The organism is Sulfurospirillum sp. 1612 (assembly GCF_036556685.1).
Lineage (GTDB): Bacteria > Campylobacterota > Campylobacteria > Campylobacterales > Sulfurospirillaceae > JAADIZ01.
The window spans coordinates 657,596-675,982 of sequence record NZ_CP140614.1 but is presented as its reverse complement, the minus strand read 5'-3'; the positions used below and the strand labels follow the sequence as shown (position 1 = coordinate 675,982).

The following is an 18,387-nucleotide window of genomic DNA, read 5'->3' as shown; positions in this document are numbered from 1 at the left end:
CTTTCTCCTTTTAAATTTTTACATTTTTTAAACGCAATGCATTTGTGATAACTGAAACCGAACTAAAACTCATAGCGGCAGCAGCAATCACGGGCGATAAAAGTATCCCAAATATCGGATAAAGGACTCCAGCAGCTATAGGAACTCCTACACTATTATAGATAAAAGCAAAAAATAGATTTTGTCTTATATTTTTCATGGTAGCACGACTGAGTTTTAATACTTTTAATATGCCAAGCAAATCGCCTTTTATCAATGTAATGCCGGCACTTTCTATAGCGACATCCGTTCCTGTTCCCATAGCAATCCCGACATCAGCACTGGCTAAGGCGGGGGCATCATTTATCCCATCTCCTGCCATAGCAATAATCGCTCCGGTGTTTTTAAGTTTTTTTATAACTTCTGCTTTTCCATCAGGCAAGACATTTGCAAAAACTTCATCTATATTTAGTTTTCTAGCCACTGCATTTGCAGTCATTTGGTTGTCGCCGCTAAGCATTACAACTTTTATACCTTCAGCTCTTAATTTTTTGATAGCTTCTATAGAAGTTGATTTGATCGGGTCTTCTATACCTATGATAGCACCAAATTTTCCTTCTATACCCATGTATATGACGCCTTTTCCCTCTCTTCTTAAATCATCGGCAACTTGTTTTATGTGTGATGTAGATATATCCAAGCTTTGTAAGAAATCTTCACTTCCAATCACAATGCGTTTACCATCAATATCACCGATAATTCCTTTGCCTGTAATTGCTTGAAAATTCTCTACATTTAAAAATTTGATGTTTTTCTCTTTTGCGTATTCGATGACAGCTTCAGCCAAAGGATGCTCGCTTACTCGCTCCAAACTTCCGGCATATGCCAAAATAGTTTTTTCATTAAATCCATTTTCTATATTTAGGCTCGTAACCCTTGGTTTTCCTTCTGTTAGCGTTCCTGTCTTATCAACGACTAGGGTATCAACTTTCTCCATTCTCTCTAATGTTTTTGCATCTTTTATCAATATACCAGAAAGTGCAGCTCTACCTGTTCCTACCATGATAGAAATAGGTGTGGCAAGACCCAGTGCACAAGGGCAAGCGATAATAAGCACAGAAACCGCTGCAACAACAGCATAGGCTAGTTGGGGTGATGGTCCAAAAAACCACCAGCCTGCAAAAGCTAAAACAGAAGATATAACAACGGCCGGTACAAAGTAGCTTGAAACCGTATCTGCTAACTTCTGAATTGGTGCGCGAGATCGCTGTGCTTGTGATACCATTTGGACAATTTGAGAAAGCATCGTATCATTTCCAACTTTTTTAGCTTCTATGATTATGGTTCCATTTTTATTTATCGTCGCTCCAATAACCGTATCACCTATTCTTTTTTCAACTACCAGCGGCTCTCCTGTGATCATGGATTCGTCAATGTTACTATTGCCCTCTATTACAACTCCATCAACCGGTATCTTTTCTCCTGGTTTGATTCTTAACCTATCGCCTACTACGACTTGCTCCAGATTGACCTCTTTTTCATTGCCAGAGTCATCTATGATGAGATGCGCAGTTTTTGGTGCTAAATTTAGTAGCGTTTTTATGGCTGTATTGGTTTTACTTCTGGCTCTGAGTTCTAAAACCTGGCCTAAAAGAACCAGTGCTGTGATGACAGATGCTGCTTCAAAATAGACAGCAACCAATCCATTATTATTTCTCATCAATGGTGGGAAAATTCCAGGGAAAAAGAGTGCCACCAAACTATAGGTATAAGCTGCCCCTACCCCAATGGCGATGAGAGTAAACATATTTAAATTCCAAGTTCTAATCGAGTTATATCCGCGTACAAAAAATGGCCATCCAGCCCAAAGTACAACAGGCGTTGCAAATATAAACTCAAACCATTGTATGCCTTGATGTGTGAAACTTGTAGGCAAGTAGCCTGGAATCAAATCGGCAATCATGGCGATGAGAAAAACAGGAAGTGCTAAAACCACACTGATCCAAAATCTTTTACTCATATACTCCAGTTCTTCATTACCTTCTTCTGCTTCAACGGTGACAGGCTCAAGTGCCATTCCACATTTTGGACAATTACCCGGGGCATCTTCTACGATTTCTGGATGCATAGGACAGGTGTATTTAGTAGTTACTGTTGGTAGCGCTTCCACCTCTTTTTCCAATGCCATGCCACATTTCGGACAATTTCCCGGATGATCCTGATGAATTTCCGGATGCATGGGACAAGTATAAAACTCATGCCCTACAATATCACAAGAGTCATCTGCACAATATTCATTTTCTTGATGATTATGCTCTTCATGGTTGTGCTCATGTTTATGTTTTTGCATTGTAATTTCCTATTTTAACATCTCTTTTTTTTCTTGATACTCTTCTTTATCTATTTCACCATTGGCAAATCTTTGATCGAGTATATCTCTAGCCGTTGGCTTATCTCCATTGTTTTCATTTTGATTATTATTTTTACTGACCATATAATATGCAAAAATACCTATTAAAATTAATATCAACCAACTAAATCCCATGCCAAATCCTCCCATCATGTTATACCCCATCATTCCATATCCGCTATCTGTTTCTCCGCCATGTGCAAATATATCTGTCGCCATAGAACCTACTAAAAATATCCCTACTAAAAACTTATTTTTCATCTCATTTTCCTTATGTGACCAACAATTGCCCCATCATACCGCCATCTTCGTGTTCAAGTATGTGGCAATGAAACATATAAGGCACTTTATTGTCACTATAATATCTAAAAGGCACCATAATATAAACTATCCCCATAGGATCTACGCTTACAGTATCCATAAAGCCAGATTCACTAGGATTTGGTTTTCTTCCATTTATCGCTAAAGTTTTGAACTGAGTATTGTGTATATGCAAAGGGTGCGACATCGGTGATTTATTGATAATTTTCCAAATCTCAAAGGTATCCTTCTTGGCAATCGCATCAATTCTGTTCATATCCATACTTTTGCCGTTTATAAAGAAATTATCATCCCCATTTCCTCTATTCATCATACCCATTCCCATCCTCATTTGCAGCACAATATTTCGCACTCCAACAGAATCTTTAGGATCCCAAACAGGATGTTTTATGAGATTTTGCGGTACTGTTGCGGTACTGTTTTTTGCATCTTTTGATTTTATTTTCATCAAATCAAATTCCCTATCAAAACCCATATTTCGCATCATCATCCCCATCATTCCCATATTTTGGCTATTTGCTCCTCTGTAACTTTTGAGAACAACATCTTTACCATCACTTACATCTACAACGATATCAATTCTCTGAGCAGGAGCTAGCTTGATTTGGCTAAGGGCTACTGGTTGCTCTAAAAGACCGCCATCGCTACCGATAAATTGAAATTTTCTATTATCGCTAAAACCTAAAAGATAATATCTGGCATTTGAGCCATTTAATATCCTAAATCTTGTTAGTTTCTTTTTAGCTCTTAGAGTTGGAGCTATTACACCGTTTACCAAGACATAATTTCCATGGATTCCCATCATGCTCTCTTGTTGCGAGCTTACATATCTAAAAGAGCCATCGTTATTGTAATTCCTATCTTGCAATACTACAGGTATATCATCTATCCCATACTCATGAGGCAAGTTTAAATTTTGGCTCTCAATATCATCTATGATAAATAGTCCGGCCAAACCCTTATATACTTGTGCGCCTGTTTGATGGAGAAGATGGGAATGATACCAAAGCATAGAAGCTCTGTTTTTTATTGCAAACTCAGGACTCCAAATAGAGCTGTCTCTAATGATTTGGTGAGGTCCTCCATCCATCTTTGCCGGCAGCTCAAACCCATGCCAATGTATAGTAGAATCATATCCAAGAGAATTTTTAATATTTACTTTTATTGTATCATTTTGGCTAGCTCGTAAAGTTGGTCCTAAAAATGGTGCATTTATACCGATAGTTTGTGTTTTTAGCCCCTGGAAAAATTCCATCTCACCTTTTTGAAGATTCAAATCAAAGACTCTTTTGCCATCAATTTTTTTGCCTTCATATAAAGGTGGGACTACAAATTCTCTTTTTTGTTCAAAAATATCATCAGAATATAAACTTTTGGAACCAAAGATCGCTACACCAGCAGTAGCGAGAGTACTCGATTTTAAAAAATTTCTTCTTTGCATAATCATTCCTATATCATAACTATCTTATCGTTTTTTTCATATCCAAAAATTCTTCTTTTGAAATTTCACCTTTTGCAAATCTTTCTTCTAAAATTTCGAGTGCATTATTGCTCTTTGTTTCTCTGTAATTATCTTTCTTAAGATAACTCACGAACAGAAAAATAACGATAGCAAAAACTATAAAAAACATTAATCCCATCCAAGGGAAATATCCCATTCCACCCATATACCCCATATATCCTTGTCCAAACATTTTATATCCTTTCTTGTTGATATTGTTTAATAAAACTTACTGCCAAGTATTCATAATCTTCTTGACTTTTTCAAATATTGTATTCATATAATTTTTAATTTCATTATCTAATGCAAAATTATCGATAATATTATCGATACCTATTGTACTTAGTATTGTTTCACCATCTATCTCATACAAAGAAATACGACAAGGAAGAAAAACTGAAACTTCCGGATAAGTATCTAAGATTGTTTGAGCAGCACCTGGATTGCAAACTTCAAACACCGTGATATCTTTTTCTATGGGACAGCCTTTTGAGCTAAGAATTTCTTTAAAATGATACTCTTTCAAGACGCCAAAGCCTTGTTCTTTAGCTCGACTTGCCATATCTTCTTTTATGCTATCAATACTACTTTTCGTATTAATTGTATAAAGCATTTTATATCCTTCGTGTAATATTTTTATATTTTCACGCTCTTTAGAGCACCTTTTTTTAATAATGAAACTATAAGATAAAAGTATTAGTTAAGTATTAGAGTTTCTAGGTTGAATTTTACAACAACGGTGTGTAATTAGTGTGGAGAGATGGCACTTTGGCTTTTACAGTTTAAGCGTTAAAATCAAGAGTGAAGGTGGTGCCTTTTTTTATTTTTGAATTGAAGTCAATTTTGATTTTGTATTTTTGGCAGATTGTGTAGACGATATTTAAGCCTAATCCAAAGCCTCCTTCATTTTGAGTCGCACGATAATAGCGTTCATATATCTTATCTTGTTGCGATTTTTCGATACCGATACCATTATCTTCTATCATCAATATTTTATCTTTTAAAGTAATGGCAATAGCGCCGTTTCTTCTTGTATATTTAATGGCATTTAAGATCAGATTACTCGTAAGCCTTGAAAAATCCTCATCGTTTATTGTGAAAAAAGTTGGCTCAATGCTAGAATTAATCATGATATTTTTTTTCTTTGCAAGTTGTTCATGATAGGGCAGTTCACTTTGTAAAATCTTGGCCACATTAGTATTATGGATGAGACTTTCTTGATGCTCCTTTAAGAAGAGATACGTGAGGTTTTTATAGATATTTGAGATTTTTTTGGCACTAATTTTGATATTTTCTCTATTTTCTTCACTAAAAAAGTTTTTCGTATCCACACACAAAAGTATGGCAGAGAGTGGTGTGTTGAGTTCGTGTGTTGTATCTTTTATGAAGTTATTTAATTTTTCTCTCTGAATTTGAATCGGATGAATAAAGATTTTTGCCAAGAAAAATCCAATCAATGCAATGATAATATAAAGTACTAAAATACCGACAATAACATCGTTTAAAAGGTTTGAAATACTGATATTAAAATCAGAATCTTTTACCACGACATAATAAACACCCAAGTGTCCAACTGCCCCATTGTCGACATAAAATATATTATTTTTCTCTCGGTAAAATTTCTTAGCAAAATCAATTTGCCCTTTAATTTGTGTGTATATGGGCTTTTTTTTGTCATTATAAAGTCCATATTTAAACCCCTTCTCAATTTTCATATTTTCAAGATGTAAGGACGTATTTTGCATTTGAGATTGAATGATTTGCCGGGTAATTATGTTGGCATTGTTTTCGACTTTAGAAAGTGCTAATTCATTGTATTGTTTCATCTGTATGTCATAAAAAAAATATCCAATAACAATAATCAACAATAAAGAAGAGCCCAAATACAACCCCAAAAAACCCAAAAATGTTCTTTTCTCATCTTTAGTTAAAACGATAGCCGACTCCTTTGATGGTTTCGATGCATGTTTCACCGAGGATTTTCCTGAAATTTTTTATATACGTTCTCACTGTTGAATGTGTTGGGGCATCTTCATACGTCCAGACATTTGCGATCAACTCCTCAATTGATATGATTCTGTCTCTATTTTTTAGAAAATATTCAAACACTGTAGACTCTTTTTTGGAAAGCACAGTGGGACAATCATTGATAAGAATACTAGAAGATTTGAAATCATACAAGATTCCGGGTTTTAGTATTTCCGTTTGATTATTGTCTAATTTGTATAATCTTTTTATATTGTTAATACGCAGCTCTAATTCATCAAACTCAAAAGGCTTTTTGATGTAATCATCACATCCGCTGTCAAATCCCTCTTTTAAATCTTGGGTATCATTGAGTGAGGTAATAAAAATTACTGGCGTTAATATTTGATGGTCTCTTAAATCTCGCAATAAATCAAAGCCATTGACACTGGGTACGTTGACATCCAAAAGTAGCAAATCGAAGAGCTCTTTATATAACAATTCCTGCGCCTCTTCACCATCATAAGCCACCACTACATCATAGCCTTTAGAAGTTAAAAATGCGTAAATGACCTCATTTAAGATATCATCATCTTCTAACAATAATAGTTTCACTGTGGTGCCTTATTTAAAATAGTGCGTTGATTTGCTTCTCAAATTGCAACGGATTGATAGCATGGGCATAGACCATGATGGTAAAATGCAAATGCGGACCATTGACTCTGCCGCTTTGCCCACTTAATCCGAGCACTTCATTTTGGGTAATCTTCTCCCCCACATGAACAGTGATACGGCTCAAATGATAATAGCAACTATACACTCCCTGACCGTGGTCAATTACGACAGAACCACCGGCATAATAGCGCTTTTTAGCAATCACGACCACACCATCATTAGCCGCATGTACTTTGGTACCGATTTTTGCTCTAAAATCTGTGCCGGAGTGAAAACTCTGTAATGTATTATTAAACATCCGGGCATTGCCATACGCACTGGTGATATGAGAATGCAATGGCAAGATAAAAGGCTTATTCCAATATCGTTTGGGTGTTATGGTATTATAGATTTTATAGGCTTCTTGATACTCTTTGTGGATTTGTGCCAGAGCTTTTTTACTCGGTGTCACTTTGGATTGACTGACATGGATTTTTTCGGTTTTATACGCGCCTTTTTTAATCTGTAAAGGTACTTTTTTCTGATCAATTAAAAGATAAGTCTCTGCCTTTTTGGTGCAATAGGCAATCGGAACGAGGGCATAAAATTTCCCTTTTTCACGAGGATGTCTCAAAACAGGCAGTCTCTTTCCTTCAAATTGTACCGTAACATTGTTATCAAACTGCAAAAGTGCAACATCACCGTTGAAGATGCTCATCGCATGCACGTAAAGCGCGAGTACAAAAATCAGTAGGAGTGATTTCACGCACGTGCTTTCTTGATGATTTCATACGCTTCATTGATCTCTTGTAGTTTTTGTGTCGCTTGGTCGATTATCGATTGCTCCGCACCCTTGCCCATCAAAAGATCGGGATGATTGGCACGCACTAATTTTTTATATTTTGTTTTAATCGTAGGCATATCATCATTTTCATTCGCGCCAATGATAGCATAAGCTTGTTTCAACGAATCGACTTGCTGATTGTATCGACTCGCATAAAACTCTCGGAATTTTGCCACGAGTTTTTCAAAATCGGCCTTATTAATCTCTAGCGTCTGGGCAATATCCTCACATATCATGTACTCTTCATTGGTAAATTCATTATCAATAAAGGCAAGATTGAGAAGATATTCCAGGGTCGCATAGCGCTTATTATAGTCGTTTTTGGTGAGTTTAAAATACTTTTGGGAGATTTCTAAAGTATTCGCAAAACTCTTCAACTCTTCTTTGTAAATATCTTTGAGTTTTTCTCGTATTTCACTTTGATTTTCAAAAACAGATGAGAGCTGGGTGAACGTATTGCTCAAAAGTTCGGCTTCAAGTTCACAAACACGTCCATCTGCTTTGGCGACTTTTGCCATCATCGCGACGATTAGACCGGCCTCATGATCTTGTAAATTTCCCTCAAATTTCTGCTTGGTATTGACATGAATATTGTAGCCATCACTCTTGTAATTACGGGTCAAGAGATAAAATATCCCCGCAACAATAACAAATAAAATAAACTTCACGTACACGCTCCTCTTTGTCTTATTTTATATTGCAATATTAGCATAATATTCCATTTGCTCACGTTTGAGTATTCGTATAAAGTTAGTACTTCCCTCAAGCAATCCAGTTGGAAATCCTGCGGTGACAATATAGGTACCATTTTTGTTGATAATCTTCTCATCTAAGGCATTTTTCAACATATTGGCCAAGAGAAGATTGAGGTTTGCCTCTTGCATCCGCATCACCGGTTTCACACCCCATACCAATGTCAACGATCGGGCGACACGCTCATCAAGCGTCACGGCTAGAATATTGTTGCGTATGCGGTAACGTGCTAATTTTTTTGCTGATTTTCCTGAATTTGTAATCGAGAGAATCGAATCAACCCCAAGCTGAAATGCCAATTTGGCCACAGAAGAAGAGATAATATCAGTCTCATCTAAAAATTCATATCGGTCAAATTTATTATAAGGATATACCTCCTCTGTTGCAATAATCGTATTAGACATGACTTCGACCACATTGATAGGATTTTTCCCCACAGCACTCTCTTCTGAGAGCATGACCGCGTCCGTACCGTCTAAAACCGCATTGGCAACATCACTAATTTCTGCCCGTGTTGCTGTCTCTTTTTCTGCCATAGAGAGCAACATTTGTGTGGCTGTAATGACGGGTTTAGAGGCGGCATTTGCCTTGCGAATGATTCTCTTTTGGATGCTCGGTACTTTATAATAAGGCACTTCAATCCCTAAATCACCCCGCGCTACCATCACGCCATCGCTCACCTCTAAAATTTCGTCAATATTCTCAACAGCATCAAATTTTTCTATTTTTGCGATGATACTAGTCTTTGACTCGAAACTTTTGAGTATTTTCCGAACACGTAGGATATCTTTGGCACTTTGGACAAATGAAACCGCGACAAAATCAACACCATTTTGAGCACCCCAAAGCAAATCTTGCTCATCTTTTGGAGTAATCACATCGACATTAATACGCGTATTAGGAAAATTGACCCCTTTGTTTGAGGAGAGTGTCCCATTGTTTTCTACTAGCGTGACGATGGTATCTCCTACTTCAATCACTTTGGCTTTGATATTGCCATCATACAAGTAGATATATTCCCCCACTTGCAACATATCCAGAATTTCGGGTTGATTGATGCAAAGTTGATACACATGAGTGTCAATTTGTGAGCCGATAATCTCTTCTTTGACAAAGATAAGTCTATCATTGGCTTTTAAGTAAAAATTGTCATTTAATGTGCCAATTCGCACTTTTGGACCACAAATATCTTGCAAAACACCCACTCTTTTTTTGGTATTTTTCTCTGCAATTTTGATATTTTTCAGAATATTCAAGTGATAGTCATGCGTACCATGGCTAAAATTAAGTCGAAAGGCATTGACACCAGCATTGATTAAACCTTCTAAAACTTCTACGCTATCGCTAGCAGGACCTACGGTTGCTAAAATTTTTGTTTTTTTATTCATTTCTATTTCCTCTTATAGTCAATCATGATTTTAAAAAATATGGACAATGTTATTATCATGATAGAATCTGGTAACTAGTATAAAGAGGTATTATAACATTTTGAAGGTAACAATCTTATTACAAAGTGGTTAATAAGTGAGATACCAAGGCGAGAATATCCTCGCCTTGGCCATGTTTTAAGATTCTTTTATAGGGTCAATATCATATAAAATATCATCCCACGGATGTCGATACATCGGCATATTGAGTCTCTTTTCATCTAAGATATGTCCAATAAATCCAATACAACGTCCCAAAATAAAGAACGCGTTTAATGCCCCGGCATCAATAAAAGTATTGATTTCATCATCATCATAGCCTAATTCTCTCCACATGTCGACCATCAAGACACCAATGGTGCCATCCACATTTAAAATCAAATTATCTTTTTTCGACGTGGTCTCTTTCTCAATCTCTAAAGCATAATCAAGAATAGGACTCGATGGAAAATTTTCTGCTACAAACTTTTTCAAGCCTGTAATCCTCAAATCTGGATTTCTCACTGACTTAATACGATGCCCGATACCCGGTATCGGTATCCCCTCTTTTTTCATATATTTTAGAAACTCTTTAGGTGAGAGATTGTTGTCATAACCATATTTAAAGTATTTGGCTGCACCATCAATAGCACCACCAAATCGTGGTCCAATTGTCAACAGACCTGATATCAGTGAGCTGACCACATCCTTGCCAGCACGTGCTGTGACTTTGGCATTATGTGCACCACTCACAGCAGGACCGTGATCGGCCACTGTCTTAAGGACGGTTTCGATGAAATCAACTGCCCATCTTGGATAACGTTTTTTAAACCACAAAATACTCATGACATCGCCTAATGTATATCCCGTATCCGGGGTCGCAACATTGGATATCGGAATACCGCAATACGTGGCCTCTTCTCCTCGGTCATCACTAATCGTACAGATAAAATTTCGCGCCTTTCTCTCTGCTGGAATAGGAGAAACCTCCGGCTCTTCGATGACTTTAATCACACCCTTTGCAAGCAGTTCTTGATAGACTTCATTAATCACTAATGGCATTTCATTGAAAGAGGCAGGGACATAAAATCCTGCTTCTCGCATTGCAATATTTTTAGCCTCTGCGGTCTCTCGGTCAGCATTGGCGCTGGCACCGGCATGACCAAATTGTACACCACTTTCAAAATGTTTGGCGATGGTACCGATACACCAACCGATGATTGGCTTGGTGATTTTACCGCTTTTTACCGCTTCAATGACTTTGTACTCTTCAACTCCACCTACTTCACCCAATAAAATCATATATTTTACATCAGGATTATTTTGCATTCTAAGAAGATTATCAATAAACACCGACCCGACAAATCGGTCACCCCCAATAGCAAGACCTTCTGCAATACCATCAGCATTGATGGAGATAATATTGGCCATCTCATTGAACAAACCACCACTTCGTGTCACAAGACCACAACTCCCACATCGGTGCAATCTTGAGTTGATGATATTTTCAAGTGTTCCCCCAATATTTGCTATCTTAAAGGCACCCGGTGCAATACCACCCACCGTTGCTGGTCCAATAATCGTGACCCCTTTCTCCCGTGCCATGGCATTCATAAAGCGTGCACGTCGCTCGGGAATTCCCTCAGCCGTCACCATAATCGTACGAAATTGTCCTTCTAATTCTATGGCTTCCATCACCACATCATAGGCAGTTCTAAAAGAACCAAAGTTGAGTAAAACATCAGCATTAGGATGATTCTGTGCGGCCTCAGGAGTACTACGATAAAGGGGTATCATGATCTCTTCGCCACCATAAAAATATTTATCAAAGGTCGCCGTACTTGTTGGTGCTACAATGGCGGCAACAGAAGGTTTCTCTCTTTTGATAGTATAATCATAATCTAGCATTCTTTGAATTGCACTTCTATTATTGTTCCAAAATATGGCTTGTGTATCTTTTGTAAATAATCTCATCTTAATTTCCTTTCTCTGCTAAAGCCATTCTAACGATATCCGTTACATGAGTATCAGGCCCATACACTTCCATATAGAGCCCCAGTCTATCTGCTGCTTCTTTTATATCTTTTAATCCTTTTTTATAGTTTGGACCACCGCGTCTGACGTAGATTTTAACGCCTACTTCTTTGAGCTTTTGCGCATACTCTTCTAATGATTGAATAATCCCCGTAAACGTTTTGGCTACATCGGTAAAATTTGCAATGGCTCCTCCGATGATGAGTATTTTGTCTCTGCCTTTAGTATCTTTATGACGGGTCATGAGATCAAAAATTGTATCCGCATAAAATTTCGTCTCACCTGTCGTTGGACCACCGCTGTATTCACCATAATTTGCCAATTCAGTAACATTGCCACTGAGGTCTGCAATCGTATCGGCATACACCACGCTGGCACCCCCTCCGGCTACCATCGTCCAAATGCGTCCCATCGGATTTAAAATAGTCAATTTAAGCGACGCCCCGCTTTTTGCATCCGCTTCTGCGATGGCCTTCTCTTCTGGAGATTGATCTTCCATACCAAAGGCTGTTGGATACTCTATCTCACCCCAAGAATTTTCCATCAAATATCCTGCCGTATCATCAAGTCGTGAGACCAGATCTAAGATGCCCATTTCATTATTATCTAACATAACAAGCGGATTAATTTCCAAGTAAGCAAAATTCATATCTCTATAAAATTTATAAAATGCAATGGCAAATGATATAAAAGATTCTTTGCGGTTAGCCGGTAAATCTACTGGAGCATTGGCTCTGATAATATACTCAATATCCTTATCGCTGAGTTTGATAGGCAACACGACTTCTGTCACCTTAGCATCCCATCCTTCTTCAATCTCAACCCCACCTTCTGTGGACATATACAAGACATCATCTTCACCCACTGTGGTCGCTGAAATGTAATATTCTTGCTCTTCGGTGTGCGGGGTAAATGGCTCAACTATAAAGTGTGACAACGTACCGTGTTGCCCACTGAGCAAAGTAGTAGGATGTGAAATTTTTTCATCAATCCATTGCGCGGCGACATCGAGTGTGACATCTCCGGGTGCTTTATCTTTAAATAAGACTAGATTATTTTTACCACGTTTTCCAAAAAGCATATCGGGTTTTGCAACCAAAGGTTCACGTTTTAACCATTCAAAACCATGCGTCTCTGATATTTGTTTCAACTCCTCTCCGCTACTAACTAGTACGGATTTAAAACTGTAGTGAAACCCACTAAAATACTTTCCCCAATGTTTTGAAAAAAGTGTTTTTCCATTATATTCTCGAATCGCTCTTTGAGCCATAGCTAATCCTTTAATTTTCCTTATAAATTTTTAGTACTAAAAATTTATTATAATTGTATCAAAAAATTCTTTTTTTATCTATAATTATGAAAAAATAAGGATTAAATTATGTTGCTTTTTGAAGAATGAGTAGATTTTTGTCACTTTCATCACTAAACATCGTGATATTTACCGTGCGAAGTAACGTTAGTGTGGCACATTTTGTAAAAATATCATGAGGATGATAATATTGGTAAATAATGTTAGAATATTTTTGGTAATGTGCATTTTCTTTTTCAAAGTATGTCATTTCTGTCCGAAGTATGTCATCTTCAAAACTTGCATCAATCGCCAAAAATTTATCTGTTTGGTCTTTTATAACAGAACCATCTGATATTTCAAAACCATGGAGGGTATTGATATCTGCTAGTAGGTATCCTCCCTTTTTTAAAACACGCGAGACTTCTATCATGAAGCGTTTTAATTCGTCTTGTTTCATGTAATTAAGAACATCTCCGACGCACAAAAGAGAATCAAAAGATTCTGATGGCAGGCTAGAGAGTTCAATATTTTGAGCATTAATGCCTAAGGATTTGGCTCTTTCAATCATCGCTTCGCTACGGTCAATTCCTAAAACGTCATACCCATTTTCAAGTAAAAGTTTTGCTAATTTTCCATTGCCACATCCCACATCTAAGACGGTTTGAATCTCTAAGGGCTGCATCAAATAAAGGTATGATGAATACAATTGCTCGTATTCATCATAAAAACCGATTAAAGGTTCTATTTTGGCATATAAATCTAACGCATTAAGCAAAATCTAATCTACCAAATCGTGTTCAAATGCCTCTTGGTCAAATCGTTTTCCTAAATAATCACATACGATTTTAACATCACGTTCTGCATTACCGAGACAACTTGTCGCTCCTGGGCTTGGAGTCATGTTGAAAATAATACCATTGCCAGAATTGATACTCGCCTCTCCTAGCATAAGCTTTTGATTTTTTTTGTCCAATACTTGAGGTCGCACACCACCAAAACCATGAGCATACTCAATATCAGATAATTGCAAAGAAGGAATAATTTTTCGTGCGTCTTTTAAGAAAAACTTTTTATTCAGATAAGGAATTTCAAACAAGAAGTTTCTAAATATATAATTTCGGATATCACGATCGCCAAGCAAATCAGCGCCAATTTTGGCGATGTTATGGTCAAATCGCAATGTTTTAAAGAAGTCCATATAAGTACCGCCTGTATAGCGCTCAAGTTTTGGAAGCACCAAAGCAGTCGGACCAAATCTTGTGTAACCATTGGCTAAAATATCAGGATCTCCGTGGAGTGCGGCAAATGGCAATTTAGGATTTTGTACCATATAAACTTTACCACTCAAAATCTTTTTGGTACTCAAATAAAAGCTTCCTGCTACCGGAAGACAGCTAAAATCTAAACCTTCGCCCATTTGATGTGCTAAGAACAATGAGTGTGCTCCCGCATCGACAACAACAAAATCTGCGGTATAGGTATGTGTGGCCGTTTGTACGATATGCATACTACCCAATCGCTTGATATTTTTGACTTGAGCATTTAAGTAGATATCGGTCTCTTTATCATCGTTTCTAATCGCATTTTCTACCAAACTCTCCGTCATCATACCAAAATCGACCGTGCTGTATTGTCCGCCTTCGACACCGACACCCACAATATCATCTTTTCGCTCTTTACCATTTTCATCAAAAATCAAATTGGGTTCAATCTCCGCCAATTTATCTTTTTCAAATACTTCCAAATAAGGGAACAGTTCTTTAAAGTCTTCATAGCGTTTGCGCATGTATTCTACTTCTTTTTCGCCAACACCAATCGCCATTTTTTGATTAGCGAACATAAACTTGTCCTCATACCCATGTTGCAAACAATACTTTTCGACCATTTTCGCCGTTCTTTTGACAAGTTTCGCCTTATCAACCGTATAGTTTGTTTCAATATCCCCACAGTGTATTGTTTGCGAATTACTCGTGCCCTTTGAGTTTAATTTCGCCAAACAATCATACTTTTCGAATAATGCAATTTTCTTAACATCTGTATATTTTGCCAATTCATAAAAAAGAGCCGCTCCTGATATGCCGCCACCAATGACCAACACTTCATAATGATTTCTCATCATTGAAAATTCCTTATATTAAATTATTTTAAATATTATTATATAACTTGAAAAAATATCATAAAATAATAGAACTAGTATCTAAAATTAAATTTAAACTTTAGTTTGAATTGCAACTACTTCAATTTCGATTAAAGCATTGAGTGGTAATGTTTTGACAGCCACAGTCGAACGTGCCGGTTTGTGTTCCCCAAAGAAATCTGCATAGATAGCATTAACTTTGGCAAAATCTTCCATATTTGCTAAAAAAATCGTTGTTTTTACAACATGCCCAAGATCACTGCCACCCTCTTGCAATACCGCGCTAAGGTTGTTTAATACTTGCTTTGCTTGGGCTTCTAAACCCTCCGCTAATACTCCTTGTGTATCGAGTCCAATTTGTCCTGATGTATAGATAAAATCTCCGACTTTGATAGCCTGAGAATAAGGGCCCAATGCAGATGGGGCTTTGCTACTTGCAATATATTCCATCATATCTCCTTAAAAATTTTTTATAACTTTATCAAATATTTTCTTTAAGTTTTCTACTTCACTCAAAGCACAACGTTCATTTAATCCATGAATTCTATCGTTGATCACACCCAATTCGATACTTTTGACGCCATACTCAGATAAAAACCTAGCATCACTCGTTCCCCCTGTTGTTGTCAACTTAGGCTTGATATGCACACTCTCTTTTGTAGCTTCTGTGACAAGTTTGACAATTTTAGACTCTCTTTCTGTGACAAAAGGTTTCGCTGTTTGAGATAGCTTCAACTGATATTCAAGTCCCTCAAACACTTTTTTGATATACCTTTCAATATCCTCTTTGGTTGTTTTTGTAGAGTTTCTCACATTGAACATTAATTTGAGGTATCCTGGTGTCACATTGGTCACTTCCATACCGCTTCGAATATCGGTAATCACCAGCTGACTGGGTGCAAAATTTTCATCCCCTTCATCAAAAAAGTAACCACTCAATAATGGCAGTATCGGGGCGATGAGATTAATGGTATTGCGTGATTTTTCAGGATATGCTGCGTGTCCTTGTTGTCCGAATAATTCCACCACGCCGTTAATCGACCCTCGCCGTCCTATCTTGATACTATCTCCAAACGTGCGCTCGCATGTTGGTTCTGCTACGATGGCATAATCTGGTAAAAAAGCATGCGCTTTGAGATATTTCAACACTTCAATCGTACCATAACGTCCCTCGCCTTCTTCATCACTGGTTAAAAGAAGAGAGAGCGTTCCTTGAAAGTCTTTGGCGTCTTTGCAGGCTTGTACAAATGCAGCCACGCCACTTTTCATATCTTGGGCGCCTCTTGCATAAACAAACCCATCTTTAATCGTGGCAGAAAAAGGGTCATATTCCCAGCCCTCTCCAGGAGGCACGACATCAACATGTCCCGCAAAACAGAGGTGTTTTCCCTCAGAAAACTTTTTGTACAAAAACATATTTTTGACGCCATTTTTGTCGATTCTGATGACGTCAAAATCACTTAAATGCTCGCGAATCAAATCCATCGCCCCATCATCTTCGGGGGTAATCGATTGGCACTGCAACAATCTTACTAATAATTCTTCTAATTTCATTATCTTTTTCTTTATGTTAAATTTTGAGATGGCTTACCCAAATAAAAACCTTGAAATTCATCGATACCGAGATCTTTACATATCTGAAAAACTTTTTCATCATGAATATACTCAGCAATGGTTTTGATGCCAGATTTTTTCGCAAAAACAGCAATAGCACTCATGATAGCCAAGGAACTTTTATCCCGGCCTACATTTCTCACCAAGGTACCGTCAATTTTAAGATAATCAGGTTTCAACAATAACAAATATCCAAAATTACTATAGCCTGACCCAAAATCATCAATAGCAATTTTACATCCCATCTTTTTGAGCCTTGACACAAAGTTAATGACTCGATCAAAATGGATGATATTTTCTTCTTCTAGTATCTCAAAAATCACTCGTTTGGCTACTTTGTATTTGTTTAACATGGCAATCAGAAAATTACTCACATCCCCATCACTCATATCACGAGCCAAAAGATTCACAGAGATAATTTTATCACTCTCTTCAATCGCCGCAAAACTTTTTTGGATTATAATCTTCTCAATATCAATATATCTTTTTATTTTTTTTGATATATCTAAAAAATTAATGGGTGCAATACTCTCCTTATCATGACTCACAATCCGAGCCAAACATTCATATTTGATAATCTTTTTGTTGCCATCAAAAATGGGCTGATAGTAAGGAATCACACGGTCTTCAGCAATGGCATCTTTGATGACATTTGACCAATGTACTTGATTTACATATGCCTTTGAGTTATCGATATTTTTAAAATAACATAAATAGTTTATCTGTTTTCTTTTCGCTTCTTTCAAGGCCGTACTGGCTTTTTCGATAATCGCTTCTTTTTCCAGACAAATCCCTAATGTCACATTGATTTCTACTTCTTGATGTGTTCCAGAGAGGACAAAAACTTTAGTAGCAAATAATTCAACAAGAGCATCTGCTATCTCTTCATAGCGTTCTAAGTCTAACATATTGTCTTCTAAGAGCGCAAATTCATCTCCTCCCACACGATACACTTCTAAATGATAATCACGAGCAAAAACCTCCAACATAGAGGCTATCTCACAAAGCAAAAAATCACCACTTGCATTGCTGTAATATTCATTAATACTTTTAAAAGCATCAATGTCTAAAAGAATGAGTTTTGGGGATTCCATCTTAGCAGCATCTCGTACAAAGGCCGTTCTATTTTTAAGCTGTGTGAGTGAATCGGTATAGAGTTGGATTTCAAGTTCTTGATTCATATGAACCAACTCATTTTCCTTGCGAAGAAATACAATGCGTTGTTTTTGCAACAGTAGCGCCACTGCTTTATTGGTCTTTCGATAAAAAAACCAAACAAAAAGTAGCATCATGATTAAAACGATAGTATCAAAATATTTACGATCAATCTCTAGTGTAAAAAGTGCAATATTTTGTTGGATTAGAACCACAGATAAGACAATACTAAAAAACAAGGTGACGAATAAAATATCAATAATTTTTCTATTATAATCCATGCCCTTCCTTGTTATATTTGCCAATTTTCTATTATAATATTT

At 37.0% G+C, this 18,387-nt stretch carries 17 protein-coding genes; all 17 read right to left on the bottom strand.

Annotated features, from left to right (window positions below):
* Nucleotides 1-10: 10 nt before the first annotated feature.
* The 17 genes from SFB89_RS03380 to SFB89_RS03300 all read right to left on the bottom strand — a co-directional run bounded on the left by SFB89_RS03380 (nt 11) and on the right by SFB89_RS03300 (nt 18,345).
* Nucleotides 11-2,329: a copper-transporting P-type ATPase gene (locus SFB89_RS03380; protein ID WP_331775534.1), complete on the bottom strand. Its 2,319-nt coding sequence runs from the start codon at nt 2,327-2,329 to the stop codon at nt 11-13.
* Nucleotides 2,330-2,338: 9 nt separating this feature from the next.
* A complete protein-coding gene (locus tag SFB89_RS03375) occupies nt 2,339-2,650 on the bottom strand; it encodes an SHOCT domain-containing protein (protein WP_331775533.1) in 312 nt (103 codons plus the stop codon).
* A gap of 10 nt (nt 2,651-2,660) precedes the next feature.
* Nucleotides 2,661-4,151: a multicopper oxidase family protein gene (locus SFB89_RS03370; protein ID WP_331775532.1), complete on the bottom strand. Its 1,491-nt coding sequence runs from the start codon at nt 4,149-4,151 to the stop codon at nt 2,661-2,663.
* 19 nt (nt 4,152-4,170) lie between these two features.
* Entirely contained in the window at nt 4,171-4,404 is a 234-nt protein-coding gene (locus tag SFB89_RS03365; protein WP_331775531.1) for an SHOCT domain-containing protein, read from the bottom strand.
* Between the two features lie 36 nt (nt 4,405-4,440).
* Complete coding sequence (locus tag SFB89_RS03360; protein ID WP_331775530.1) at nt 4,441-4,824, bottom strand: DUF302 domain-containing protein; 384 nt, start codon at nt 4,822-4,824, stop codon at nt 4,441-4,443.
* A gap of 169 nt (nt 4,825-4,993) precedes the next feature.
* A complete protein-coding gene (locus SFB89_RS03355; RefSeq protein WP_331775529.1) occupies nt 4,994-6,184 on the bottom strand; it encodes a sensor histidine kinase in 1,191 nt (396 codons plus the stop codon).
* Nucleotides 6,135-6,791: a response regulator transcription factor gene (locus tag SFB89_RS03350; RefSeq protein WP_331775528.1), complete on the bottom strand. Its 657-nt coding sequence runs from the start codon at nt 6,789-6,791 to the stop codon at nt 6,135-6,137. Before SFB89_RS03350 ends, SFB89_RS03355 begins: the two co-directional genes overlap by 50 nt.
* A 13-nt stretch (nt 6,792-6,804) precedes the next feature.
* The gene (locus SFB89_RS03345; protein WP_331775527.1) at nt 6,805-7,596 is read right to left on the bottom strand and encodes a M23 family metallopeptidase; all 792 of its coding nucleotides are present in this window, start codon (nt 7,594-7,596) and stop codon (nt 6,805-6,807) included.
* Nucleotides 7,593-8,342: a TerB family tellurite resistance protein gene (locus tag SFB89_RS03340; protein ID WP_331775526.1), complete on the bottom strand. Its 750-nt coding sequence runs from the start codon at nt 8,340-8,342 to the stop codon at nt 7,593-7,595. Before SFB89_RS03340 ends, SFB89_RS03345 begins: the two co-directional genes overlap by 4 nt.
* 24 nt (nt 8,343-8,366) lie before the next feature.
* On the bottom strand, nt 8,367-9,815 hold the full coding sequence (gene pyk, locus SFB89_RS03335; RefSeq protein WP_331775525.1) for a pyruvate kinase: 1,449 nt from the start codon (nt 9,813-9,815) through the stop codon (nt 8,367-8,369).
* 177 nt (nt 9,816-9,992) lie between these two features.
* Nucleotides 9,993-11,807: a citrate/2-methylcitrate synthase gene (locus SFB89_RS03330; RefSeq protein WP_331775524.1), complete on the bottom strand. Its 1,815-nt coding sequence runs from the start codon at nt 11,805-11,807 to the stop codon at nt 9,993-9,995.
* Nucleotide 11,808: 1 nt separating this feature from the next.
* Complete coding sequence (locus tag SFB89_RS03325; protein WP_331775523.1) at nt 11,809-13,137, bottom strand: ATP citrate lyase citrate-binding domain-containing protein; 1,329 nt, start codon at nt 13,135-13,137, stop codon at nt 11,809-11,811.
* A gap of 106 nt (nt 13,138-13,243) precedes the next feature.
* On the bottom strand, nt 13,244-13,933 hold the full coding sequence (locus tag SFB89_RS03320) for a class I SAM-dependent methyltransferase (protein WP_331775522.1): 690 nt from the start codon (nt 13,931-13,933) through the stop codon (nt 13,244-13,246).
* A 3-nt stretch (nt 13,934-13,936) separates the two neighbouring features.
* Nucleotides 13,937-15,277: an FAD-dependent oxidoreductase gene (locus SFB89_RS03315; RefSeq protein ID WP_331775521.1), complete on the bottom strand. Its 1,341-nt coding sequence runs from the start codon at nt 15,275-15,277 to the stop codon at nt 13,937-13,939.
* A 90-nt stretch (nt 15,278-15,367) separates the two neighbouring features.
* Nucleotides 15,368-15,745, bottom strand: coding sequence for a RidA family protein (locus SFB89_RS03310; RefSeq protein ID WP_331775520.1), 378 nt, complete (start codon nt 15,743-15,745; stop codon nt 15,368-15,370).
* Between the two features lie 9 nt (nt 15,746-15,754).
* Nucleotides 15,755-16,849 (bottom strand): succinyl-diaminopimelate desuccinylase, encoded by a 1,095-nt coding sequence (gene dapE / locus SFB89_RS03305; protein WP_331775519.1) that lies wholly within the window; start codon nt 16,847-16,849, stop codon nt 15,755-15,757.
* 11 nt (nt 16,850-16,860) lie between these two features.
* Nucleotides 16,861-18,345 (bottom strand): EAL domain-containing protein, encoded by a 1,485-nt coding sequence (locus SFB89_RS03300; RefSeq protein ID WP_331775518.1) that lies wholly within the window; start codon nt 18,343-18,345, stop codon nt 16,861-16,863.
* Nucleotides 18,346-18,387: the final 42 nt, after the last annotated feature.